This window comes from Jiangella ureilytica (assembly GCF_004348545.1).
GTDB classification, from domain to species: domain Bacteria; phylum Actinomycetota; class Actinomycetes; order Jiangellales; family Jiangellaceae; genus Jiangella; species Jiangella ureilytica.
Map to the genome: position 1 here is coordinate 45,512 of NZ_SMKL01000033.1, position 23,426 is coordinate 68,937.

Annotated in this window: 23 protein-coding genes; 3 read left to right on the forward strand and 20 right to left on the reverse strand. The window is 72.3% G+C overall.

Annotated elements, in window-relative coordinates; genetic code table 11:
- Positions 1 to 120 precede the first annotated feature (120 nt).
- Positions 121 to 933: a peptidylprolyl isomerase gene (locus tag E1212_RS15835; RefSeq protein ID WP_131984119.1), complete on the forward strand. Its 813-nt coding sequence runs from the start codon at positions 121 to 123 to the stop codon at positions 931 to 933.
- A gap of 16 nt (positions 934 to 949) precedes the next feature.
- Positions 950 to 2,932 (forward strand): DUF349 domain-containing protein, encoded by a 1,983-nt coding sequence (locus E1212_RS30015; protein WP_203416898.1) that lies wholly within the window; start codon positions 950 to 952, stop codon positions 2,930 to 2,932.
- 63 nt (positions 2,933 to 2,995) lie between these two features.
- On the opposite strand, the gene E1212_RS15845 is transcribed toward E1212_RS30015, so the two are convergent.
- The 16 genes from E1212_RS15845 to pgsA all read right to left on the reverse strand — a co-directional run bounded on the left by E1212_RS15845 (position 2,996) and on the right by pgsA (position 16,461).
- Positions 2,996 to 5,410, reverse strand: coding sequence for a RelA/SpoT family protein (locus E1212_RS15845; RefSeq protein WP_131984121.1), 2,415 nt, complete (start codon positions 5,408 to 5,410; stop codon positions 2,996 to 2,998).
- 22 nt (positions 5,411 to 5,432) lie between these two features.
- Positions 5,433 to 5,846, reverse strand: coding sequence for a MarR family winged helix-turn-helix transcriptional regulator (locus tag E1212_RS15850; RefSeq protein ID WP_131984123.1), 414 nt, complete (start codon positions 5,844 to 5,846; stop codon positions 5,433 to 5,435).
- A 50-nt stretch (positions 5,847 to 5,896) separates the two neighbouring features.
- On the reverse strand, positions 5,897 to 6,313 hold the full coding sequence (locus E1212_RS15855; protein ID WP_131984125.1) for an SRPBCC family protein: 417 nt from the start codon (positions 6,311 to 6,313) through the stop codon (positions 5,897 to 5,899).
- Positions 6,314 to 6,356: 43 nt separating this feature from the next.
- Positions 6,357 to 6,902, reverse strand: coding sequence for an adenine phosphoribosyltransferase (locus E1212_RS15860; protein WP_203416899.1), 546 nt, complete (start codon positions 6,900 to 6,902; stop codon positions 6,357 to 6,359).
- A 27-nt stretch (positions 6,903 to 6,929) separates the two neighbouring features.
- Positions 6,930 to 7,286 (reverse strand): preprotein translocase subunit YajC, encoded by a 357-nt coding sequence (gene yajC / locus E1212_RS15865; RefSeq protein ID WP_131984127.1) that lies wholly within the window; start codon positions 7,284 to 7,286, stop codon positions 6,930 to 6,932.
- A gap of 111 nt (positions 7,287 to 7,397) precedes the next feature.
- A complete protein-coding gene (gene ruvB, locus E1212_RS15870; RefSeq protein WP_131984129.1) occupies positions 7,398 to 8,474 on the reverse strand; it encodes a Holliday junction branch migration DNA helicase RuvB in 1,077 nt (358 codons plus the stop codon).
- Positions 8,471 to 9,091, reverse strand: a complete 621-nt coding sequence (gene ruvA, locus E1212_RS15875; protein WP_131984131.1) for a Holliday junction branch migration protein RuvA — start codon at positions 9,089 to 9,091, stop codon at positions 8,471 to 8,473. Before ruvA ends, ruvB begins: the two co-directional genes overlap by 4 nt.
- The gene (ruvC, locus tag E1212_RS15880) at positions 9,088 to 9,612 is read right to left on the reverse strand and encodes a crossover junction endodeoxyribonuclease RuvC (RefSeq protein ID WP_131984133.1); all 525 of its coding nucleotides are present in this window, start codon (positions 9,610 to 9,612) and stop codon (positions 9,088 to 9,090) included. Before ruvC ends, ruvA begins: the two co-directional genes overlap by 4 nt.
- A gap of 94 nt (positions 9,613 to 9,706) precedes the next feature.
- A complete protein-coding gene (locus tag E1212_RS15885) occupies positions 9,707 to 10,471 on the reverse strand; it encodes a YebC/PmpR family DNA-binding transcriptional regulator (RefSeq protein ID WP_131984135.1) in 765 nt (254 codons plus the stop codon).
- 6 nt (positions 10,472 to 10,477) lie between these two features.
- Positions 10,478 to 11,050, reverse strand: a complete 573-nt coding sequence (pdxT, locus tag E1212_RS15890; protein ID WP_238992362.1) for a pyridoxal 5'-phosphate synthase glutaminase subunit PdxT — start codon at positions 11,048 to 11,050, stop codon at positions 10,478 to 10,480.
- Positions 11,051 to 11,166: 116 nt separating this feature from the next.
- A complete protein-coding gene (locus E1212_RS15895) occupies positions 11,167 to 11,712 on the reverse strand; it encodes an NUDIX hydrolase (protein WP_131984139.1) in 546 nt (181 codons plus the stop codon).
- Between the two features lie 10 nt (positions 11,713 to 11,722).
- Entirely contained in the window at positions 11,723 to 12,622 is a 900-nt protein-coding gene (pdxS, locus tag E1212_RS15900; protein ID WP_131984141.1) for a pyridoxal 5'-phosphate synthase lyase subunit PdxS, read from the reverse strand.
- A gap of 626 nt (positions 12,623 to 13,248) precedes the next feature.
- On the reverse strand, positions 13,249 to 13,791 hold the full coding sequence (locus E1212_RS15905; RefSeq protein WP_131984143.1) for a hypothetical protein: 543 nt from the start codon (positions 13,789 to 13,791) through the stop codon (positions 13,249 to 13,251).
- Positions 13,788 to 14,927, reverse strand: coding sequence for a glycosyltransferase family 4 protein (locus E1212_RS15910; RefSeq protein WP_131984144.1), 1,140 nt, complete (start codon positions 14,925 to 14,927; stop codon positions 13,788 to 13,790). Before E1212_RS15910 ends, E1212_RS15905 begins: the two co-directional genes overlap by 4 nt.
- Positions 14,924 to 15,853 carry a phosphatidylinositol mannoside acyltransferase gene (locus E1212_RS15915; protein WP_203416901.1) on the reverse strand — a complete coding sequence of 310 codons (930 nt, stop codon included), beginning with the start codon at positions 15,851 to 15,853 and terminating at the stop codon, positions 14,924 to 14,926. Before E1212_RS15915 ends, E1212_RS15910 begins: the two co-directional genes overlap by 4 nt.
- Positions 15,850 to 16,461 (reverse strand): phosphatidylinositol phosphate synthase, encoded by a 612-nt coding sequence (gene pgsA / locus E1212_RS15920; protein ID WP_131984148.1) that lies wholly within the window; start codon positions 16,459 to 16,461, stop codon positions 15,850 to 15,852. Before pgsA ends, E1212_RS15915 begins: the two co-directional genes overlap by 4 nt.
- 210 nt (positions 16,462 to 16,671) lie before the next feature.
- Here pgsA and E1212_RS15925 point away from each other — a divergent pair, with 210 nt between their 5' ends.
- Positions 16,672 to 18,807 carry an elongation factor G-like protein EF-G2 gene (locus E1212_RS15925; protein WP_131984150.1) on the forward strand — a complete coding sequence of 712 codons (2,136 nt, stop codon included), beginning with the start codon at positions 16,672 to 16,674 and terminating at the stop codon, positions 18,805 to 18,807.
- Positions 18,808 to 18,910: 103 nt separating this feature from the next.
- On the opposite strand, the gene E1212_RS15930 is transcribed toward E1212_RS15925, so the two are convergent.
- The 4 genes from E1212_RS15930 to E1212_RS15945 all read right to left on the reverse strand — a co-directional run.
- Positions 18,911 to 19,429, reverse strand: coding sequence for an HIT family protein (locus tag E1212_RS15930; RefSeq protein WP_238992361.1), 519 nt, complete (start codon positions 19,427 to 19,429; stop codon positions 18,911 to 18,913).
- 2 nt (positions 19,430 to 19,431) lie between these two features.
- Positions 19,432 to 21,405: a threonine--tRNA ligase gene (gene thrS / locus E1212_RS15935; RefSeq protein ID WP_131984152.1), complete on the reverse strand. Its 1,974-nt coding sequence runs from the start codon at positions 21,403 to 21,405 to the stop codon at positions 19,432 to 19,434.
- 52 nt (positions 21,406 to 21,457) lie between these two features.
- The gene (locus tag E1212_RS15940) at positions 21,458 to 22,321 is read right to left on the reverse strand and encodes an ATP-grasp domain-containing protein (protein WP_131984154.1); all 864 of its coding nucleotides are present in this window, start codon (positions 22,319 to 22,321) and stop codon (positions 21,458 to 21,460) included.
- A 169-nt stretch (positions 22,322 to 22,490) separates the two neighbouring features.
- Positions 22,491 to 23,426, reverse strand: a 936-nt coding sequence (locus E1212_RS15945) for a sortase (protein ID WP_203416902.1), incomplete at its 5' end; no start/stop codon positions are given.

Below are 23,426 nucleotides of genomic sequence, written 5' to 3' on the forward strand. Positions count from 1 at the left end.
CGCCGCGAACTCGTTATCTGATTCCCGCCGTGTACTGCCTAGACTGTCCCCGCGTACCACACGTGGAAGGGGGGTCCCGGAGGCCTCCCGAGCGATCTCGAACGAGCGGGAGGATGGCCGGTGGCCCAGAGCGCCAAGCAACGTCGGCGTGAGCTCGCGCGCCAGCGCTACGAGCGTCAGCAGGCCCGGCGGGCCGAGGAAGGCCAGAAGCGGCGGAAGATCGGCATCGTCGTCGGTGCCGTCATCGCCGTGGTCGCCTTGGTCATGGGCACGTTACTCGTCTCAGGCGCACTCGGCGGCGACGACGAGGCACCGGTCGCGTCCGGGTCGGACGAGTCGCCCTCGCCCTCGGCCTCGGCCGACGCGGCCGCGGGCACCTGCGACTACCGCGCCGCCGGCGAGTCCGCCGTCCCGAACCTCGGCACGCCGCCGGCCATCGACCCGGCCGCGCTCACCACGCCGCTGCCCACCACGGCCACCCTGACCATCAACGGTGCGCCGGTCACCGTCACGCTCGACCCCGGCGCGCCGTGCACCGTCAACTCGCTGGCCTTCCTCGCCGCCGCCGGGTACTACGACGGCACCGCCTGCCACCGCCTCACCACGTCCGACAGCCTCAAGGTCCTGCAGTGCGGTGACCCGACCGGCAGCGGCTCCGGCGGCCCCGGCTACGAGTACGACAACGAGAACACCGACGGCGCCACGTACCCGGCCGGAACCGTCGCCATGGCCAACGCCGGCGCGAACACCAACGGCAGCCAGTTCTTCCTGGTGTACGGCGACTCCCAGCTACCACCCGACTACACCGTCTTCGGACAGATCACCACTGGTCTGGACGTGATCACTGGTATCGCGGACGGCGGCACCGACAATGGATCGGAGGATGGCGCGCCCATCCAGCCGGTCACCCTCGACTCCGTCACCACCGCCTGACCCGGATGAGGACACCGTGACCAACACGACTGGTAGCCCCGAGCCCACCGAAGCGGCCCTGCCCGCCGCCGAGGTCGAGCCCACCGAGGCCCCCGAGTCCCCCGACGCCGCCGCCGAGGCGGCGCCGACGCCCGAAGCCGCCGAGGCGCCCGAGCCCGCGGCCGCCACCCCGGAGCCCGATCCGGCGCCGGAGGTCGAACCGGAGCCCGCGGCCACCACGCCTGAGGCCGTGACGCCGGAGTCCGAGCCAGCTACGCCCGAGCTGGAACCCGAGGCCGAGGCCGCCAAACCCGAGTCGGACGCCTCCGAGCCCGAGCCGGCTACGCCCGAGCCGGAGCCCGCGGCCGCCGAACCCGAGTCGGACGCCTCCGAGCCCGAGCCGGCTACGCCCGAGCCGGAGCCCGCGGCCGCCGAACCCGAGTCGGACGCCTCCGAGCCCGAGCCGGAACCCGAGGCCGAGGCCGCCGAACCCGAGCCGGCCTCCTCCGAGCCCGAGCCGGCTACGCCCGAGCCGGAGCCCGCGGCCGCCGAAGCCGAGCCGGACGCCGCCGAACCCGAGCCGGTCGCCTCCGAGCCCGAGCCGGAACCCGAGGCCGTCACGCCCGAGCCCACGCCCACGCCTTCGCCGGTGGCCGTGCCGACCCCGGCCGACCTCGCGCTCGCGCCCGCGGCGGCGACGCCTGCCGAGCGGGCACCGGCGACGCCGGCCGCACCGGCTCCCGGCCCGACTCCGCCCGGGGACATCCCGCCCGCCACCGACACGCCCACCGTCGCGTCCAACGAGTGGGGCCGGGTCGACGAGCGCGGTGAGGTGTTCGTGCGCACCGCCGAAGGCGAGCGGCACATCGGCTCGTGGCAGGTCGGCAAGCCCGAAGAGGCGCTGGCCTTCTTCGTCCGCAAGTACGACGACCTCGCCGTGCAGGTCGACCTGCTCGAGACGCGGCTCGAGTCCGGCGCCGCCGCGCCCGACGAGACCGCCCAGGGCGTCGGCAAGGTGCGGGCGCAGCTGACCGATGCGCACGCGATCGGCGACCTCGCGTTGCTGTCCGGCCGGCTCGACGCGCTCGACGCCCGCATCGCCGAGCGGCGGGCCGAGCGCCGCGCCGCCCGCGCCAAGGCGCAAGAGGAGGCGCGCGGGCGCAAGGAGCAGATCGCGCAGCAGGCCGAGAGCATCGCCGAGGGCAACGACTGGCGCAACGGCGCCGACACGCTGCGGGCACTGCTCGAGGAGTGGAAGTCGCTGCCGCGGCTCGACCGCTCCACCGACGACGAGCTGTGGCGCCGCTTCTCGTCGGCCCGCACGCACTACACCCGCCGGCGCAAGGCGCACTTCTCCGAGCTGGCCGAGCGCCGCGACGAGGCGCGCGTCATCAAGGAGCGCATCCTCGCCGAGGCCGAAGAGATCAGCGGCTCGACCGACTGGGGCCCGACGTCGCGGCGCTACCGCGAGCTGATGGCGCAGTGGAAGGCCGCAGGCCCGGCGCCGCGCGGCGTCGAGGACAGCCTGTGGAAGAGGTTCCGCGCCGCGCAGGACACCTTCTTCGGCGCCCGCACCGCGCACCAGTCGCAGCGCGACGACGAGCAGCAGGCCAACCTGACGGTCAAGGAGGCCATCCTCGCCGACGCCGAGGCGCTGCTGCCGGTCACCGACTGGAAGACCGCCCGCCAGCAACTGCGGGTGCTGCAGGATCGCTGGGAAGAGGCCGGCCACGTCCCCCGCGACTCCATGCGTTCGATCGAGGGCCGCATGCGCCGGGTCGAGGACGCCATCCGCGAGGCCGAGCAGAACGAGTGGCAGCGGTCCAACCCCGAGGCCCGGGCCCGCGCCCAGGCGACGGTGACCCAGCTCGAGGCATCCATCGCCGACCTGGAGTCGAAGGCGGCGAAGGCCCGCGAGGCCGGCAACGACCGCAAGCTCCGCGAGGCCGAAGAGGCCATAGCGGCCCGCCGGTCCTGGCTCGAGCAGGCGCAGCAGGCGCTGGAGGAGTTCACCGGCTGACCCACAGTCGACGACGGCGCCGGCCCGCGGGTTCCGCAGGACTGATGCCGTCGCCGATGCTGGTCAGTGCAGGGTCGGCGCCGGGATGCCGCTGGTGAGCCGGTAGGCGTCGAAGACGCCCTCGACGCCGCGGACCGCCTTCAGCACGTGGCCGAGGTGCTTGGGGTCGGCCATCTCGAAGGTGAACCGGCTGGTGGCGATGCGGTCGGTGTTGGTCGACACCGTCGCCGACAGGATGTTCACGTGCTGGTCCGACAGCACCCGGGTGACGTCGGAGAGCAGCCGGGCGCGGTCGAGCGCCTCGACCTGGATGGCCACGAGGAACATGCTGTTGGCCGTGGGCGCCCACTCGACCTCGACCATGCGGCCGTGCTGGCGGCGCAGGGAGTCGACGTTGACGCAGTCCTCGCGGTGCACCGACACACCGGAGCCGCGGGTGACGAAGCCGACGATGGTGTCGCCCGGCACCGGCGTGCAGCAGCGGGCCAGCTTGACCCACACGTCGGAGACGCCCTTGACGACGACGCCGGGGTCGCCGCCCGTGCGCCGGCGCGGGCGGTCCGGCGTGGCCGCCTCGGCGACGTCCTCGGTGGTGCCCTCTTCGCCGCCGAGGATCTGCACCAGCTTCTGCACGATGCTCTGTGCCGAGACGTTGCCCTCGCCGACCGCCGCGTACAGCGCGGAGATGTCGGGGTAGCGCAGCTCGTCGGCGACGGCCTTGAGCGACTCCTGGCTCATCATGCGCTGCAGTGGGAGGTCCTGCTTGCGCATGGCCCGCGCAATGGCGTCCTTGCCGTGCTCGATGGCCTCTTCGCGGCGCTCCTTGGAGAACCACTGCTTGATCTTGTTGCGGGCGCGGGCGCTGGTGACGAACGTCAGCCAGTCGCGGCTGGGCCCGGCGCCGGCCGCCTTGGAGGTGAACACCTCGACGACGTCGCCGTTGTCGAGGCTGGACTCCAGCGGCACCAGCCGGCCGTTGACCCGCGCGCCGATGGTGCGGTGGCCGATGTCGGTGTGGACGGCGTAGGCGAAGTCGACCGGGGTGGCCGCGGCCGGCAGCGCGACGACGTCGCCCTTGGGCGTGAAGACGAAGACCTCGTTGGACTCCATCTCGAAGCGCAGCGACTCGAGGAACTCTCCCGGGTCCTCGGTCTCCTTCTGCCAGTCCAGCAACTGGCGCAGCCAGGCCATGTCGTTGCCGGCGTTGTCGCCGTTGCCGATGTGCTTGTCGGTCTCGCGGCCGGCGTTGGAGTCTTCCTTGTACTTCCAGTGCGCCGCGATGCCGTACTCGGCGCGGCGGTGCATGGCGTGGGTGCGGATCTGCAGCTCGACCGGCTTGCCGCCCGGCCCGATGACCGTCGTGTGCAGCGACTGGTACATGTTGAACTTCGGCATGGCGATGAAGTCCTTGAACCGGCCGGGAACCGGGTTCCAGCGCGCGTGCACGATGCCCAGGACGGCGTAGCAGTCGCGGACCGACTCGACCAGCACACGGATGCCGACGAGGTCGTAGATGTCGGCGAAGTCGCGGCCGCGGACGATCATCTTCTGGTAGATCGAGTAGTAGTGCTTGGGCCGCCCGTAAACGTTCGCCTTGATCTTCGACACCCGCAGGTCGCCCTGCACCTGGTCGATGACCGAGGCCAGGTAGTCGTCGCGCGACGGCGCCCGCTCGGCCACCAGCCGCACGATCTCGTCGTAGACCTTGGGGTGAAGGGTGGCGAACGAGAGGTCCTCGAGCTCCCACTTGATGGTGTTCATGCCCAGCCGGTGCGCCAGCGGGGCGTAGATCTCGAGCGTCTCGTGCGCCTTGCGTCGGGCGGATTCTTTTGGAACATAACGCCACGTACGCGCATTGTGCAGCCGGTCGGCGAGCTTGATCACCAGCACCCGGATGTCCTTGGCCATGGCGATGACCATCTTGCGGACCGTCTCGGCCTGGGCCGCCTGCCCGTACTTGACCTTGTCGAGCTTGGTGACGCCGTCGACCAGCATGGCGATCTCTTCGCCGAAGTCGGTGCGCAGCTGCTCGAGGGCGTAGTCGGTGTCCTCGACGGTGTCGTGCAGCAGCGCCGCCGCCAGTGTGGGCGGCGTCATGCCCAGCTCGGCGAGGATGGTGGTGACGGCGAGCGGGTGCGTGATGTACGGGTCGCCGCTCTTGCGCTTCTGCCCGCTGTGGGCGCGCGCGGCGGTGCGGTAGGCCCGCTCGATGATCTCGAGGTCGGCCTTCGGGTGGTTGGCCCGGATGATCCGGAACAGCGGTTCCAGGGCTGGATCGGACTGCTGGCGTTGCGCGGTCAGGCGGGCGAGCCTCGCCCGCACCCTGACCGGGGTCAGCGCGCCGCTGGGAACACTCTGCTCGGCCACAGGCCCCCTCTCGTCCCGTGTGAAGGAGATAACACAGCTTAGACGGGCCGTGTTCCCCACGGGTAACGCACCGGCCCGCGACCCATGATCATCAACCGTGTGCGCTGCCATAACGGCACAAAAGGACGATGACTCACGACGGGCGGGCGATGCGGTTGCGCTCGTCCAGGTCGGCGAGGTGGTCGAGGAAGGTCCGCTCGCGGTCCGTGCCGGGTCCGAAGAACTCCTCGTCGGCGGCCTCGACGGCGGCGTTGGCCCGGCGGGCGAGGTCGGCTCCGCCCGCGCTCACCCGCACCAGGACGGCCCGGCGATCGTCCGGGTGCGGCAGACGTTCGACGTGTCCCTTCCGCTCGAGCGCGCGGAGGACCTGCGACACCATCATGGGGTCGGTGCGGACCTGCTGGGCCAGCTCGACCTGCGTCGTGCCGTCCGTGTCGCCGGCCCGAGTCAGGGCGGCGAGCAGCACGAACTGCACATGCGTGAGCTCGAACGGTGCCAGGGCGGCGCGAATGGCGGCCTGCCAGCGGTTGGTGATGCGCCAGAGCATGAATCCGGGGCTGGCCCGTTCGGACCCGTACCGGCTGGGAAGAGAGCCGGTCACGATTCCACGAGCGCGATGAGGCGGTCGAGGTCGCTCGGGACGGAGTGGCGGAAGCCGCGGAAGGCCGTGCGCGCCCACAGCCACGACATCGGCCCGTCCAGCCACACGCGCACCGTCAGCTCCGACCCCGCCGGCGAGGGAGCCACGGCGTGCCGGAAGGTGAGCGTGGCCCCCGGGACGCGGCTCACGTCGGTGTAGACGCGGTCGCGCTCGTGCTCGGCCACGAGGAACCTCGTCCTCGGGCCGCCCTTCGGCTTGAGCACGCCGCGTGCCCCGGCCGCCACCGGCCCCTCGACCCGCACCCATTGCGTGTCGGGGGACCACTCGGACCAGCTGGAGTGGTCGACCCACCTGTCGAAGAAGAGCGAGGGCGCGGCGGTGGACGCGCGGGACGCGCAAGCGAGCTCGATCACGCATTTAGTATGCGCGCATATTATTTCTCGCGCAACACCATGGCTAGATGACGAGCAGCGACCGGACGTTGACGTCGGCCAACTTGTCGCGGCCGTTGAGGAAGCCGAGCTCCATGAGGATGCCGACGCCCACCACGTCGGCGCCGGCGCCGCGCACGAGGTCGACGGTGGCCCGCACCGTCCCGCCCGTGGCGAGCACGTCGTCGACGACGAGGACGCGCTCGCCCGGCTTGAAGGCGTCGGTGTGGACCTCGATGGTCGCCTCGCCGTACTCGAGGGCGTAGCTGGCGGCCGTGGTGGTCCAGGGCAGCTTGCCCTGTTTGCGCACGGGGACGAAGCCGGCTCCGAGGCGGTGCGCCACCGGCGCACCGAGGATGAACCCGCGCGCCTCGATGCCCACGACGACGTCGACGCCGTCGCCGCCGACCCCGCTGAGCAGTTCGACCAGGGTGTCGAACGCGGCGGGGTCGCGCAGCAACGGCGTGATGTCCTTGAACACGACGCCCGGCTCCGGCCAGTCCGGCACGTCGCGGATGCGGGACAGCAGGAGGTCGCGGTCGGAGTCGGCGATGGCCGGAATGTGCGTCACGACGTCAGAGGCTATCGCGGGCCCGGATCAGCGGATGTCGTCGCCGTTCGTGCGGTCCTCGCCCTGCGCCACGGGCTCGTGCGTCGGCGCGTCGTCGGCGGCGCCGGGCGACGTGGGCTCACCGGACGGGAGGACGTTGACGATGGCCCGGCGGACGTAGCGGCTGTGCACGCCGGGCGCGACCTCGAGGACGATCTCGTCCTTGTCGGTGTCGATCTCGACGACGGTGGCGAGCATGCCGGCGCTCGTCATGACCTTCGACCCGGGCTGGACCGACTGCTGGAGCTCCATCATCTGCCTCCGCTGCTTCTGCTGCGGCCGGATGAGCAAGAAGTAGAAGACAGCGATCAGCAGGATCGGGAGCAGCAACGACGCAGCATCCATGGTGATCTACGAGATCCTTCCCAGAGCACCCGCGACGGCGGGGCCGTGTGTACCGGACGGCGACCCTGGCGGCCACCGAAAGGACGAGTCTACCCACACCGGCGGCGGCTCTTACGCACCGTCGGCGGCCGAGAACAGATCGGGCTCGTCGAACCCGCGTCCGAACGCCGTCTGCGCGGGGACGGCGAGTCCGAGGTGCCTCCACGCGGCCGGGGTCGCGACCCGGCCGCGGGGCGTCCGCGCCAGCAGCCCGGCGCGGACGAGGAACGGCTCGGCCACCTCTTCGACCGTCTCGCGCTCCTCGCCGACGGCGACGGCGAGCGTGCCGAGCCCCACCGGTCCCCCGCCGAAGCTCTTGCACAGCGCCGTCAGCACCGCGCGGTCGAGGCGGTCGAGCCCGAGCTCGTCGACGGCGAACACCTTCAGCGCCGCCCGGGCGACATCGCCGCTGATGATGCCGTCGCCGCGGACCTCGGCGAAGTCGCGGACCCGGCGCAGCAGCCGGTTCGCGATGCGGGGCGTGCCGCGGGACCGGCCGGCGATCTCGCCCGTGCCGTCGCCCTTCAGCTCGACGCCGAGCAGCCCCGCCGACCGGCGCAGCACCAGTTCGAGCTCGCCCGGCTCGTACAGCTCGAGGTGCCCGGTGAACCCGAACCGGTCGCGCAGCGGCCCCGGCAGCAGGCCGGTGCGCGTCGTGGCCCCGACCATGGTGAAGTGCGGCAGGTCGAGCGGGATCGCCGTCGCGCCCGGGCCCTTGCCGACCACGACGTCGACCCGGAAGTCCTCCATGGCCGTGTAGAGCATCTCTTCCGCCGGGCGGGCCATGCGGTGGATCTCGTCGAAGAACAGCACGTCGCCCTCGTTGACCGAGGACAGGATGGCCGCGAGGTCGCCGGCGTGCTGGATGGCCGGGCCGCTGGTGATGCGCAGCGGCACGCCCATCTCGGCCGCGACGATCATGGCCAGCGTCGTCTTGCCGAGGCCGGGCGGGCCGGAGAGCAGGATGTGGTCGGCGCTCCTCCCCCGGGCCCGGGCGGCGTCGAGCACGAGCGACAGCTGCTCGCGCAGCCGCTCCTGCCCGACGAACTCGGCCAGGGTGCGGGGGCGCAGCGCCGCCTCGACGGTGCGCTCCTCCTGGTCGGCGTCGCCGCCCACCAGCCGGTGCACGTGGTCGTCGGGGAAGCTCATGTCCTGGCCAGGTTACGCAACGCCTTGCGCAGCAGCACGGAGACGTCGTGGTCGCCGGCGTCGCCGTTGACGTCGGCCGCCACGCTCTCGACCGCGCGGTCGGCCTCGCGGGCGGACCAGCCCAGGCCCAGCAGCGCCTCGTGCACCTGCACCTGCCAGCCGGCCGCCCCCGGCGCCGGAGCCGACGGCACCGCCGCGAGCGACGGGCCGCCGCCGGGCAGGCCGAGCTTGTCCTTGAGCTCGATGACGATGCGCTGAGCGCCCTTCTTGCCGACGCCCGGCACCTTGGTGAGCGCGACGAGGTCCTCGGTGGCGACGGCGCGGCGCAGGTCGTCGGGCGAGTGGACCGACAGCATGGCCTGCGCCAGCCGCGGGCCGACGCCGCTGGCCGTCTGCAGCAGCTCGAACACCGTCTTCTCGTCCTCGTCGGCGAAGCCGTAGAGCGTCAGGGAGTCCTCGCGGACGACCAGGCTGGCGGCCAGCTGGGCCACCTCGCCGAGCCGCAGCGAGGACGTCGTCGACGGCGTGCAGTGCAGCGCCAGCCCGACGCCGCCGACGTCGACCACCGCCTCGGTGGGGCGGACCGCAGTCACCTGGCCACGGACGTAAGCGATCACCGTCGACCCCTCCCTGCCGCGGCGACCGCGGCCTGCAGCCGGTTCTGTGCCGCGCCCCGCCAGATCTGGCAGATCGCGAGTGCGAGCGCGTCGCTGGCGTCGGCGGGCTTGGGCGCGGCGTCGAGCCGGAGCAGCCGGGTCACCATGAACGCGACCTGCGCCTTGTCGGCCTGGCCGCTGCCACTGACGGCCGCCTTGACCTCGCTGGGCGTGTGGGTGACGACGGGGATGCCCCGGCGCGCTGCCGCGAGCGTCGCGACACCGCTGGCCTGCGCGGTGCCCATGACCGTGCGGACGTTGTGCTGGCTGAACACGCGCTCGACGGCGACGGTGTCGGGCCGGTACGTGGCCAGCCACTGGTCGATGGCCGTCTCGATGGCCAGCAGCCGGTGCCCCAGCTCGGCGTCGGCGGGCGTGCGGACGACGTCGACGGCGACGAGGCGGAGCGCCCGCCCGGGCGACCCCTCGACGATGCCGAGCCCGCAGCGCGTCAGGCCCGGGTCGACCCCCAACACCCGCATGCAGCACCCTCCGACACGACTCGGGCCGAACACCAGTTCGGTGCCGACCCTACCGGCGGGGCGCCGCCGAGGCGGGCAGACTCGCCGCCCAGCGTCAGCCGACCGCCGCCATGACGTCGTCGGACACGTCGAAGTTGGCCCACACGTTCTGGACGTCGTCGCTGTCCTCGAGGGCGTCGATGAGCCGGAAGATCTTCCGGGCGCCGTCCTCGTCGAGCGGGACGCTGACCGACGGGATGAACGACGACTCCGCGGAGTCGTAGTCGATGCCGGCCTGCTGGATGGCGGTGCGGACGGCGACGAGGTCGCTCGCCTCGCTGCGGATCTCGAACGCCTCGCCGAGGTCCTCGACCTCTTCGGCGCCGGCGTCGAGCACCACCTCGAGCAGGTCGTCCTCGGTGACCTTGCGGCCGCCGTCCTGGGCCGCGGGCACGACGACGACGCCCTTGCGGTCGAACATGTACGACACCGAGCCGGGGTCGGCCATGGAGCCGCCGTTGCGGGTCATGGCGACCCGGACCTCGGACGCCGCGCGGTTGCGGTTGTCGGTGAGGCACTCGATGAGGACGGCGACGCCGTTGGGGCCGTAGCCCTCGTACATGATGGTCTGGTACTCGGCCCCGCCGCCCTCGGCGCCGGAGCCGCGCTTGACGGCGCGGTCGATGTTGTCGTTGGGGACCGACGACTTCTTCGCCTTCTGGATGGCGTCGTACAGCGTCGGGTTGCCCGCCGGGTCGCCGCCGCCGGTGCGGGCCGCCACCTCGACGTTCTTGATCAGCTTGGCGAAGAGCTTGCCCCGCTTCGCGTCGACCAGGGCCTTCTTGTGCTTGGTGGTCGCCCACTTGGAGTGGCCGGACATAGAGGGTCAAGCCTCCTTCACGATGTCGAGGAAGAGCGCGTGCACACGCGCGTCCGCTGTCAGTTCCGGGTGGAAGGACGTGGCCAGGAGGCGTCCCTGCCGGACCGCGACGATCCTAGCCGAGGCACGCTTCTCCGCCGAGGCGTCGACATCACTGCCCGTGGCACGGGCCAGGACCTCGACGCCGTCGCCGACCTTCTCGACCCAGGGCGCCCGGATGAAGACGGCGTGCAGCGGCCGCTCGGGCTCGCGCAGGGCCGGGAAGTCGACGTCGGCCTCGAAGGAGTCGACCTGGCGGCCGAACGCGTTGCGGCGCACCGTGATGTCCATGCCGCCCACGGTCTCTTGCCCCGTCACGCCGCCCTCGATGCGGTCGGCCAGCATGATCATGCCGGCGCACGACCCGTAGGCCGGCATGCCCGCGGCGACCCGCCGGCGCAGCGGCTCGAGCAGCCCGAACGTGCGCGCCAGCCGCCACATGGTGGTGGACTCGCCGCCGGGCAGCACGAGGGCGTCGACGGCGTCGAGCTCCGCCGGCGTGCGCACGGGCGTGCTCTGCGCGCCGACGGCGGCCAGCATGCGCTGGTGCTCGCGGACGTCGCCCTGCAGGGCGAGCACCCCGACGGTGGGCTGGGACACGGTGAACCTCTTCGTCTCTGTCTCGGTCTCGACCTTCGATTTTACCGTTCCGGCGGTCAGTCGACCGCATGGGCGACGCCGTCCCAGCCGGACTCGATGAGGCCGCGGACGATGGCCGGCAACGCCGGCGGGTACACCGGCTCCTCGGCGGCGACGGCGTCGAGCTCGGCGGCGGTGCACCAGCGCAGCTCCGTCACCGAGGCCCGCTCGATGGCCGTCCAGCCGGACCGGTCGATCTCGGCCGAGCTCTCGGCCGAGCCGTTCAGCCGGGCGAAGAACAACACCTCGTCCTGGCGGTACGGGCGGCCGTCGAAGCTGAACAACGCGCTGCGCGAGGCGACCGGCCCGGTGAGGTCGGCGGGGTCGAGCCGGATGCCGCTCTCCTCGAACAGCTCGCGCACGGCGCCGGCCCGCTCGCCCTCGCCGGGGTCGAGGCCCCCGCCGGGCGTGATCCACCAGACGTGGTCCGGCTCGGCGGGGTCGACCCCGCGCATCATCAGCACGCGCCCGGCGGCGTCGACCGCGATGACCCGGGCGGCGCGACGGAACCAGACGCCGTCGTCGTCGCGCCACTCCCCCAGATCGGAGGCGTCCGCCGTCACGGCCGCCGGCTCACCAGCCGCGCTCGGCCAGGCGGTGCGGCTCGGGCAGGTCGGCCACGTTGATGCCCACCATGGCCTCGCCGAGGCCGCGGGACACCTTGGCCAGCGTGTCGGGGTCGTTGTAGAACGTGGTGGCCTTGACGATGGCCTCGGCGCGGCGGGCGGGGTCGCCGGACTTGAAGATGCCAGAGCCGACGAAGACGCCCTCGGCGCCCAGCTGCATCATCATGGCAGCGTCGGCCGGGGTGGCGATGCCGCCGGCGGTGAACAGGACCACGGGGAGCTTGCCGGCCTGCGCGACCTCTTTGACGAGGTCGTACGGCGCCTGCAGCTCCTTGGCCGCCACGTACAGCTCGTCCTCGGGCAGCGAGGCGAGCCGGGTGATCTGGTCGCGCAGCTTGCGCATGTGCGTGGTGGCGTTGGAGACGTCGCCGGTGCCGGCCTCGCCCTTGGAGCGGATCATGGCCGCGCCCTCGGCGATGCGGCGCAGCGCCTCGCCCAGGTTCGTCGCGCCGCAGACGAACGGCACCGTGAACTGCCACTTGTCGATGTGGTGCTCGAAGTCGGCCGGGGTGAGCACCTCGGACTCGTCGACGTAGTCGACGCCGAGGCTCTGCAGCACCTGCGCCTCGACGAAGTGGCCGATGCGAGCCTTGGCCATGACCGGGATCGACACGGCGTCGATGATGCCGTCGATGAGGTCGGGGTCGCTCATGCGCGCCACGCCGCCCTGGGCGCGGATGTCGGCCGGCACCCGCTCGAGCGCCATGACGGCGACGGCGCCGGCGTCCTCGGCGATGCGAGCCTGCTCGGGGGTGACCACGTCCATGATCACGCCACCCTTGAGCATCTCGGCCATACCACGCTTGACCCGGGCGGTACCGACGGTGGACTGCGTCTCTTCGGACACTGCTGCTCGAACCTCATGAGTCGATGGACGGATGGTCAGGTCCATGGTACGTCCTCGCCCGTGACACCTTCGCGCCAGTTTCCTGGTGGGCTCCCCGTCCCCCTTGCTGCCCATTCTCTTGGCCGCGTGCACACGCCTCAAGCGGACCGGTGGGCGCTGCGCGCCCTGGGGGTCCGCTTGACCCGGGCGCCCGCGGCCTAAGAACGGGCAGCTATCAGGGGGACGGGGAGACCCTGGGCACGCCTCACCGCTTCGCGTGCCCGGTTGGCCCGGTTCGCCGGGCTGTGCACCGCGATGATCATCGGCGATCCGCTACATCACCAGGCGTTCTGCCACATCACCAGGCATGCATGCCTCGTGAAGCGGCAGAGAACCTCGTGACGGCCCCGCCAACGCCGCCAAATCCCACCACGCGGACACCAGCAGGGCCCGCCAGGACCCGCACCCGTCGCCAGACTCCCCCCGTCCCCCTGATAGCTGCCCGTTCTTAGACCCCGGACGGGCGGGTCAAGCGGACCCCCACGGCGCGAAGCGCCACCAGGGTCCGCTTGAGGCGACCGTCCGGGGCTAAGAGAATGGGCAGCAGGGGGACGGGGGAACCCAGCCCGACCCCGCAACGAAGAACCTCACTCCGACGCCAACCCGTGCGGCACGGTGTCGTCCAGTTCGACCGTCTCGGGCATCGGGGCGTAGCCGGCCAGCCTCAACCAGCGAACGAGCGCCTTGCGCCGCAGCCGGATCGCGCCGCGGACCAGCTCGTTGTGGAACCGGCGGGCGTGCGCCGCCCGGCGGCAGGCCATGGCGAGGTCCTCGAGGGCCGCCTCGGCGGCGGGGTCCGAGCGCAGCGGCTCGAGGTCCTCGGGGTCGTCCAGCACGGCGGTGAGGACGGCGGTGAGGTCGCTCTCGGCCTGGTACCGCTCGGTCCCCTCGGCGGCGGTCCGGGCCCGCGAGGCCGCGTCGGCCAGCGCGACGGACGACGCGGGGTCGAGCAGGCCGGCCGTCGCCAGGTCCAGGACCGACGCGGACCGCCGCAGCAGCTCCGCGTCGAGCACGGCCCGCGACGCCTCGAGCCGGGCGTGCCGGCGGTCCAGCCGGCCGGCCGTCCACGACAGGTACACGCCCAGCGCCGCGAGCACGGCGATCGTGACGAACAGCCACTCCCAGTTCACGGCAGCCCCGGCAGCTTGAAGGTGTGACCGCCGGAGCCGACGGCGATCGCCATCTCGTACACGGCCAAAATCTCGTCGGTCACCCGCGCCCAGTCGTACCGTCGCACCCCCAGGGAGGCGGCGTTGCGGTAGCGCGCCCGCCTGGCCGGGTCGCCCAGCAGCGCGATCGCCTCGTCCGCCAGCGCGACCGAGTCGCCCACCGGCACCAGCGCACCCAGGCGCCCGTCGTCGAGCACCGCGCGGAAGGCCTCGAGGTCGCTGGCCAGCACGGGCGCGCCTGCCGCCATGGCCTCGGCCAGGACGATGCCGAAGGACTCGCCGCCGATGTGCGGGGCGACGTAGATGTCGCTGCTGGCCAGCATGGCCGCCTTGTCGTCGTCGCTGACGCCGCCCAGGAACTCGACGGCGTCGCGGTGGCGGGGGTCGATGCCGCGGCGGATGTCGTCGATCTCGCCGCGCCCGGCGACGAGCAGCCGCGCCTTCGGGAACGCGTCGTGGATGACGGGCCAGGCCTTGAGCAGCACCTGTAGCCCCTTGCGCGGCTCGTCGAGCCGGCCGAGGAACGACAGCGTCCCCTCGGGCGACCGCCACTCCTCGCGAGCGGCGACGGCGAACCGGTCGACGAACAGGCCGTTCGGGATCTGGACCGCATCGACGCCCAGGTGCTCGACGACGGTGCGCCGTGCCTCGTCGGACACGGCGATGTGGGCGGCGAACTTCTCGAACGCGGACTTGAGGATGCCCTGTGCGGCGCTCATGGCCCGCGACCGGCGCATCGCCGAGTGCGACGTCGCCACGATCGGGATCTCGGCCCACCACGTGGTGATGAGGCCCAGCGACAGCGAGGCCGGCTCGTGCACGTGGACGACGTCGAACTCACCGTCGACGAGCCAGCGGCGCACGCGGGCTGCGATGCGCGGCCCGAACGCGACCCGCGCCACCGACCCGTTGTAGGGAATGGACACCGGCCGCCCGACGGTGGTGACGTACGGCGGCAGCGCGGGGTCGTCCTCGCCCGGCACCAGGACCGAGACGGTGTGCCCGCGGCGGGTCAGCTCCTCGGTGAAGTCGCGGATGTGCACCTGGACGCCACCGGGGACGTCCCAGGCGTACGGGCAGGCGATGCCGACCCTCATGACGCCACCGGCTCCACCCGCCGGCGGGGGTCGTTCGCGTCGAGGTCGGCCAGGAACAGCCGCTGGGTCATGTGCCAGTCCTCCGGGTTGGCCCGAATGCCCACCTCGAAGGCGTCGGCGATGCTCTGGGTCATGATGGCCAGCCGCTCGCCCCGTTCTTCGGGCGGCTCGACGGGCTCGTGGAACCGGATAACCAGCCGGTGGTCGGGCTCCTGGCCCTCATAGGCGAGGGTGGCGGGGATCAGGGCCGCTCCCGTGCGCAGCGCCAGCATGGCGCTGCCCGCGGGCATGCGGGTCGGCTCGCCGAACAGGGTGACGGGGACGCCGCGGCGCGACAGGTCGCGCTCGGCCGGCAGGCAGACCAGGCCGCCCCGGTCCAGGTGCCCTGCCAGCGCGCCCATGACGCCGTCGCCGCCCAGCGGGTGCACCGTCATGCCCAACGCCTCGCGGTAGGTCACGAACCGCTCGTACAGCTTCTCCGGGCGCAGCCGCTCCGCCACCGTCGCCAGCGGCGCCCCGGTGAGGCAGGCCCAGGCGCCCGCCCAGTCCCAGTTGCCCATGTGCGGCAGCGGGACGACGACGCCCCGGCCGGCGGCCAGGGCGTCGCGCAGGCGGTATTCGTCGACCACCCGGACCCGGTCGAGGATGCGCTCGTGGCTCCACTCGGACATCCGGAACGCGTCGCACCAGTACCGCATGTACGACCGGGCGCCCAGCCGGGTCAGCTCGCGCAGCTCGTCGGGCGACCACTTCCCCACGCGCGCGTAGTTCAGCTCGAGCCGGCGCACCGACGGGCTGCGACGGCGCCAGAAGAAGTCCGCGATGGTCCGGAACGACCGGTAGGCGGCCTTCTCCGGCATGTGCTGCACCGCCTTCCAGCCGGTGCTGTACAGCCACAGCTGCCGCTGGTCGCTGAAGGCACTCACTCCCGGGCCGCCTGCCGCCTGACCTCGCTCACGCGCTGCCATACGGTCCACGCGCTCGCCGCCGCCAACAGCCAGAGTAGGACCTCGAGCACCACGACGGTCAGGTCCAGCAGGCCCACCAGCCCGGTGATCACCAGGATGGCCACCAGCCGGTCGGCCCGTTCGGCGATGCCGCCGCCGGCGGTGTAGCCGAGGCTCTCGGCCCGGGCCCTGGCGTAGGAGACGACGGCCCCCAGCGTCAGGCAGGCGATCAGCAGCGCCACCATGCGCAGGTCGTCGCCGTCGCCGGCGAACCAGAGCGCCAGCCCGCCGAAGATGGCGGCGTCGCCGAAGCGGTCCAGCGTGGAGTCGAGGAACGCCCCCCATTTGCTGGTCCGGCCCGAGAGCCGCGCCATGATGCCGTCGATGTTGTCGAAGAACACGAACGCCGTGATGAACAGCGTTCCCCACAGGAACTCGCCCTGCGGGTAGAAGATCAGCGCGCCGGCGCACACGCCGAGCGTCCCGATGACCGTGACCGCATCCGGCCCCAGCCCCAGCTTCAGCAGCCCGCGCGCGGCCGGGGTCAGGATACGGGTCGAATAGACCCGGGTGTACTTGTCGAGCATCGCCCGTCCGTTCGACTCCAGATGTTCCGAACCGGTCCGCCGTACCAGCAGCACCCGGCGCCGCCATGCTACTGGCGATGTGCCCACGGGCCTTGCGCATCCGCGCTTCGAGCACCAAAGTGGCCATCACCACATCTACGAACCGCGGCGGCGCAACGAGGCGCTGGATCCGCCGGGCCGCGCGTCGCCTGCGAGGCAGGAGGCTGGCGCATGGCGACTCGGCACCAGACAGGAGAGCAGGGCGACGCCGGAGGTGTACCTCCGGCCGACGGGGTCGACGTGCGCAACGTCGTTCTCGTCGGCCCGACCTCCGCGGGTAAGACCACGCTCGTCGAGGCCCTCCTCGTCGCGTCCGGCACGATCCACCGGGCCGGACGGGTCGAGGACGGCACCACGGTGTGCGACCACGACGAGAGCGAGGTCCGCCAGCAGCGGTCCGTCGGTCTCGCGCTCGCGCCGCTGCTCTACGACCAGACCAAGATCAACCTGCTGGACACCCCCGGTTACGCGGACTTCGTCGGCGACCTGCGCGCGGGGCTGCGCGCCGCCGACTGCGCGCTGTTCGTGGTGTCCACCGCGGAGCCGATCGACGGCACGACGCGGCTGCTCTGGGCCGAGTGCGAAGCGGTCCGCATGCCGCGCGCCGTCGTCCTCACCAAGCTGGACCACCCGCGCTCGGACTACGCGGGCACGCTGGCCGCCATCCGCGACGGCTTCGGCGACAAGGTCCTCCCCCTCTATCTTCCCAGCGGCACGGACTCGCTGGTGGGCCTGCTCAGCGAGCGGGTCTTCAGCTACGGCGGCGGCAGCCGCAGCGAGCGCGACCCGTCCGGTGACGAGGCCGCCCTGCTCGAGGAGGCCCGCGGCGAGCTGATCGAGGGCATCATCGAGGAGTCCGAGGACGAGAGCCTGATGGACCGCTACCTCGGCGGCGAGCACATCGAGCTGAAGGTGCTGGTCGACGACCTCGAGCGGGCGGTCGCGCGCGGCTCCTTCCACCCCGTCATCCCGGTCTGCGCCGCGTCCGGCCTGGGCACGCACGAGCTGCTCGAGGTCATCGCGGGCGGCTTCCCCTCCCCCGCCGAGCACCCGTTGCCCGAGGTCACGACGCTGGACGGCACGCCGCGCGACGGCATCACGGCCGACCCGGCCGGCCCGCTGCTGGCCGAGGTCGTCAAGACCACGTCTGACCCCTACGTCGGGCGGGTCAGCCTGGTCCGGGTCTTCTCCGGGACCCTGCGGCCCGACGCGACGGTGCACGTCTCGGGCCACTTCCTGGCCGACCGCGGGCACGAGGAGCACGACGAGGACGAGCGCGTCGGCACGCTGTCCTGCCCCCTGGGCAAGACGCAGCGCCCGGTCGCCGAGGCGCACGCGGGCGACATCGTCGCCATCGCCAAGCTGTCGCGCGCCGAGACCGGTGACACGCTGTCCGGCAAGGACGACCCGCTGCTCATGCGGCCGTGGTCGATGCCGGAGCCGCTGCTGCCGTTCGCGATCGTCCCCTCCGCCAAGGCCGACGAGGACAAGCTCGCCCAGGGCCTGTCGCGGCTGGTGGCCGAGGACCCGACCCTGCGCGTCGAGAACAACGGTGAGACGCACCAGCTGGTGCTCTGGACCATGGGCGAGGCGCACGCCGACCTCGTCCTCGACCGGCTGAAGAACCGCCACGGCGTCCACGTCGACACCGTCGCGCTGCGGGTGCCGCTGCGCGAGACGCTGTCCGGCAAGGCGAACGGCCGCGGCCGGCACGTCAAGCAGTCCGGCGGCCACGGCCAGTACGCCGTCTGCGAGATCGAGGTCGAGCCGCTCCCCGAGGGCGCCGGCTTCGAGTTCGTCGACAAGGTGGTCGGCGGCGCGGTCCCGCGTCAGTTCATCCCGTCGGTCGAGAAGGGCGTGCGCGCGCAGATGGAGCGCGGCACCGTCGCCGGCTACCCCATGGTGGACATCAAGGTGACGCTCTACGACGGCAAGGCGCACAGCGTCGACTCCTCGGACATGGCGTTCCAGACGGCGGGCGGCCTGGCGCTGCGCGAGGCGGCGTCGGCGGCCGGGGTGAGCCTGCTCGAGCCGGTCGACGAGATCTCGGTCATGATCCCCGACGACTACGTGGGCGCCGTCATGGGCGACCTCGCCGGCCGCCGCGGCCGGGTGCTCGGCACCGACACGGTGGGCTCCGGGCGGACGGTGGTGCGCGCCCACGTGCCGCAGATGGAGATCGTGCGGTACGCGATCGACCTGCGCGCGATGAGCCATGGGACGGGGACGTTCACCCGCCGCTTCGCCCGCTACGAGCCGATGCCGCAGAACATCGCCGCGAAGATGACGGCGGACAGCTCGGCGTAGCCGGCCGGGAGTGGTCATCCAGGATCGACCACACCATGACGGGGCCGATCCTGGATGAAACCGTGCCCGCCCTACTGGGGCGAGACGCTGTTCGGCTGACGCCTCAGGCCGGATCGGCCGGCCAGGCCGCCGCGATCATGGCCCGGGTGTCGGCCAGCAGCTGCGGCATGATCTTGGTGTTGTCGAGGACGGTCATGAAGTTGGCGTCGCCGCTCCACCGGGGCACCACGTGCTGGTGCAGGTGCGCCGACAGCGAGCCGCCGGCCACCCCGCCGAGGTTCAGCCCGATGTTGAAACCGTGCGGGCTCGACGCCGCCTGCACGGCCCGCAGCGCGTCCTGCGTCATGGTGGTCAGCTCGCGCGACTCGTCGTCGGTGAGCGTCTCGAATACCCCGGTGTGGCGGTACGGGACGACCATGAGGTGGCCGGGGTTGTACGGGTGCAGGTTGAGCACCGCGTAGGCCGTGCGGCCGCGGTGCAGGATCAGCCCGTCCTCGTCGGACTTCGCCGGGATGGCGCACAGCGGGCAGCCGTCGCCGTCGCGCCCGTTGCCCGGCTCGCCGGTGATGTAGGCCATGCGGTACGGCGTCCACAGCCGCTCCAGGCGGTCGGCCTCGGGCACGGTCAGACCTGGATCCGGCGCTTCACGGCGTCGACGATCTCGGCGACCGCGTCGTCGACCGGCACGCCGTTCTTCTGGCTGCCGTCGCGGTAGCGGAAGGAGACCGCGTCCTTGGCGACGTCGTCGTCGCCCGCGATGAGCATGAAGGGGATCTTCTGCTTCTGCGCGTTGCGGATCTTCTTCTGCATGCGGTCGTCGGAGTCGTCGACCTCGACCCGGATGCCGGCGTCGCGCAGCTTCGCGGCCACGCCCTGCAGGTACGGCACGTGCTCGTCGGCGATGGGGATGCCGACCGCCTGCACCGGCGCGAGCCAGGGCGGGAACGCGCCGGCGTAGTGCTCGACCAGGACGCCGATGAACCGCTCGATGGAGCCGAACTTCGCCGAATGGATCATGACCGGCTGCTGCCGGGTGCCGTCGGCGGCCTGGTACTCCAGCTCGAACCGGGCCGGCTGGTTGAAGTCGAGCTGGATGGTCGACATCTGCCAGGTACGGCCGATGGCGTCGCGGGTCTGCACCGAGATCTTGGGGCCGTAGTAGGCGGCGCCACCCGGGTCGGGCACCAGCTCGAGGCCGGAGGCCTTGCCGACCTCCTCGAGCGTGCGAGTGGCCTGCTCCCACTGCTCGTCGGTGCCGATGAACTTGTCCGACTCGGGGTCGCGGGTGGACAGCTCGAGGTAGTAGTCGTCGAGCCCGAAGTCCTTGAGCAGCCCCAGCACGAAGTTCAGCAGGTGAGTGATCTCGGCGGCCGCCTGCTCCTGGGTGACGTAGGAGTGCGAGTCGTCCTGCGTCATGCCGCGCACACGGGTGAGGCCGTGCACCACGCCGGACTTCTCGTACCGGTACACCGAGCCGAACTCGAACAGCCGCAGCGGCAGCTCGCGGTAGGACCGGCCGCGGGAGCGGAAGATCAGGTTGTGCATCGGGCAGTTCATGGCCTTGAGGTAGTACGAGCTGCCCTCGAGCTCCATGGGCGGGAACATGCCGTCGGCGTAGTACGGCAGGTGCCCGGAGGTCTCGAACAGGCCCTGCTTGGAGATGTGCGGCGTGCCGACGTACTGGAATCCCTCCTCCAGGTGCCGGCGGCGGACGTAGTCCTCCATCTCACGCTTGAGGACGCCGCCCTTGGGGTGGAACACCGGCAGGCCGGAGCCCAGCTCGTCGGGGAAGCTGAACAGGTCGAGCTCGCGGCCGAGCTTGCGGTGGTCGCGCCGCTCGGCCTCGGCGAGGCGGTCGAGGTAGTCCTTGAGCGCGTCGCGGCTCTCCCAGGCGGTGCCGTAGATGCGCTGCAGCTGCGGGTTCTTCTCGCTCCCCCGCCAGTACGCGGCGGCGACCCGCATGAGCTTGAACGCCGGGATGTTGCGCGTGGTGGGCAGGTGCGGGCCGCGGCAGAGGTCCTTCCAGGCCGACTCACCGTCGGGCCTCACGTTGTCGTAGATGGTCAGCTCGGCGCCGCCGACCTCGGCCGACGCGCCCTCGGCGGCCTGCTCGGCGCCGCCGCCCTTGAGGCCGATCAGCTCGAGCTTGTACGGCTCGGCCGCCAGCTCCGTGCGGGCCTCGTCGTCGCTCACCGGGCGCCGGACGAACGACTGCCGCTCCTTGACGATCTGCTGCATCTTCTTCTCGATGCTCTTGAGATCGTCAGGGGTGAACGGCTCGGCGACGTCGAAGTCGTAGTAGAAGCCGTTCTCGACCGGCGGGCCGATGCCCAGCTTGGCCTCGGGGTACAGCGCCTGCACCGCCTGCGCCATGACGTGCGCCGTGGAGTGGCGCAGGATGTCGCGGCCGTCGCGGCTGTCGATGGCCACCGGCTCGACCTCGTCGCCGTCGGCCAGCACCCTGGCGAGGTCGACGAGCGTGCCGCCGACCCGGGCGGCGACCACCGTGGGATCGTCGGCGAACAGGTCGGCCGCCGTCGTGCCCGCACCGGCCTGTCGCTCGCTCCCTGCGACGACGACGCGGATGTGTTCGGACACGACTGCTCCCTGGGTGCGTGACTGTGTGGTCGGGCCGGGTCGATGCTACCGGTTAGAGCTGTGCGGTGATCGCCCGTGCCAGGCGTTCGGGGGCGCCCGGCGACGTGGCCAAGAACAGGCTCGGCTCGGTGAGCTCGACCTCGAGCACGACCGGCGTGCCGTCGGCCCCCGGGATGACGTCGACGCGGGCGTAGAGCAGCTGGTCCGAGCCGCCCGGGATGGCCGCGAGGGTGCGCCGCGCGACGTCGCGCTCCTCCTCGGAGGCCTCGCGCGCGGTGATGTCCTCGGACCACAGCGGCGCGCCGTCGCGCAGGTCGGGCCCGTCGAGCAGCGGGCCCTTGCGGATGGCGTGGCTGAAGACGCCGCCGATGTGCAGCATGGCGGTCTCGCCCGCGGTGTCGACGGCGCCGAGGTACGGCTGCAGCATGACGGTGTCGCCGCGGGTCAGCAGCTTCTCGGCGTGCGCCTCTGCGAGGGCGCGCTGCTGCCCGTCGCCGAGGTCGTAGCGGCCGGTGTCGGCCGAGCCGGCGCTGACCGACGGCTTGACGACGACCTCGCCCTCGTGCGGCAGGTCCGGGGTGCCGCCCGGAACGAGCCAGGTGGTGGGGACGACGGGCAGGCCGGCGGCGGCGAGGTCGCGCAGGTAGACCTTGTCGGTGTTCCACTGGACGACGGCGGGCGGGTTCAGCAGCCGCGGCACCGAGCGGGTCCAGGCGAGGAACTGCTCGCGGCGGCGCGGGTAGTCCCACGGGTTGCGCAGCACGGCGAGGTCGAACCGGTCCCAGTCGACGCCGGGGTCGTCCCACACCGGCGTCTCGACGGCTACGCCGAGCGCCCGCAGCGGCTCGATCGCCAGCTGGTCGTCGGTGTCGAGGCCGGGCAGCTCGGCGCAGGTGACCAGGGCGACGCGAGGCATGGGTCCGTCCTTCCGGGATGTCTTCGCTGGCGACAGCCCCGACGATACCGGTCGTTCCTGACACCGCCCGCCTTCACTCGTTGATCGTGGAGCACGTGCGCAGTCGCGGCGGAATTCGTCCGAGTGATGCGGCACGTGCTCCACGATCGACTTCGGTACCGGCGCGGGTTCACATGAGGTTGGGGAGCAGGACGGCGGCCGCGTCGGCGAGGGCGATGCCGAGGCCGCCGAGGAGCGGCACCCCGATGGTCCACGCCTGGGCCTTCCCCCAGCGCACCGACGCCCACGCCACGCCGACCGCGGCGAACGCCGTCGCCTGCGCCCAGAGCATCACCGCCACCCAGCCCGACGGGTCGCCCTTCATCGCCTGCTCCTCCGCGGGCAGGTCGGCGGAGCGGAACGGCCGCCTCGGCGTCGGCACCGGGTCGCTGACCAGCTCGGCGTCGACCCGCAGGACGCCGTCGGGGCGGAAGGGGTCGCCGCCGGCGGTGACCAGCGTGAGCCGGCCCTCGCCGTCGGCCAGCGGCGGCGGCTGCGGGTCACCCTCGCGGCGCACGCCGGTCACGTGGTACGTGTGCGCGCCCTGCCCCGTGGTGACGGTGAACGGTTCCCCGGGCTGCAGCAGGTCCAGCCGCCCGAACGGGCCGCCGTAGGTCGCCTGCCGGCCCATGACGACGCTGGTGCCCTCCTGGCCGGGGAACACGGTGTCGCGACGGTGCCCGGCCCCGTCCTGCAGGACCGCCGACGTCGTCCCCTCGAAGACCACCTCGTGCAGGTCGAGCGCCGGGATCTCGAGCACGGCCATCGCCGTTCCCAGTGGCCACATCGCATCGTCGCGGTTGAGCTGGCCGATGGGGGCGGTGCCGTTGGCGAGCTCGACGCGGAACTCGTCGAACGCCAGTTCCTGGGCCCGCGTGTGCCCCAGCTGCGACAGCAGCGCCAGCTGCCCGACGAACCCGAGCAGCAGCACGCCGACGATCGTCACCGCCAGTCCTGGCAGCCGCAGCGCGTCGCCCGCCCCGGCCGGCACGACCGGCGGGGCGGACGGCATCACCGGCGGCTGCCCGGGCGGGCGCCTCGACGGCGGCGTGGGTGTGGCGGGCGG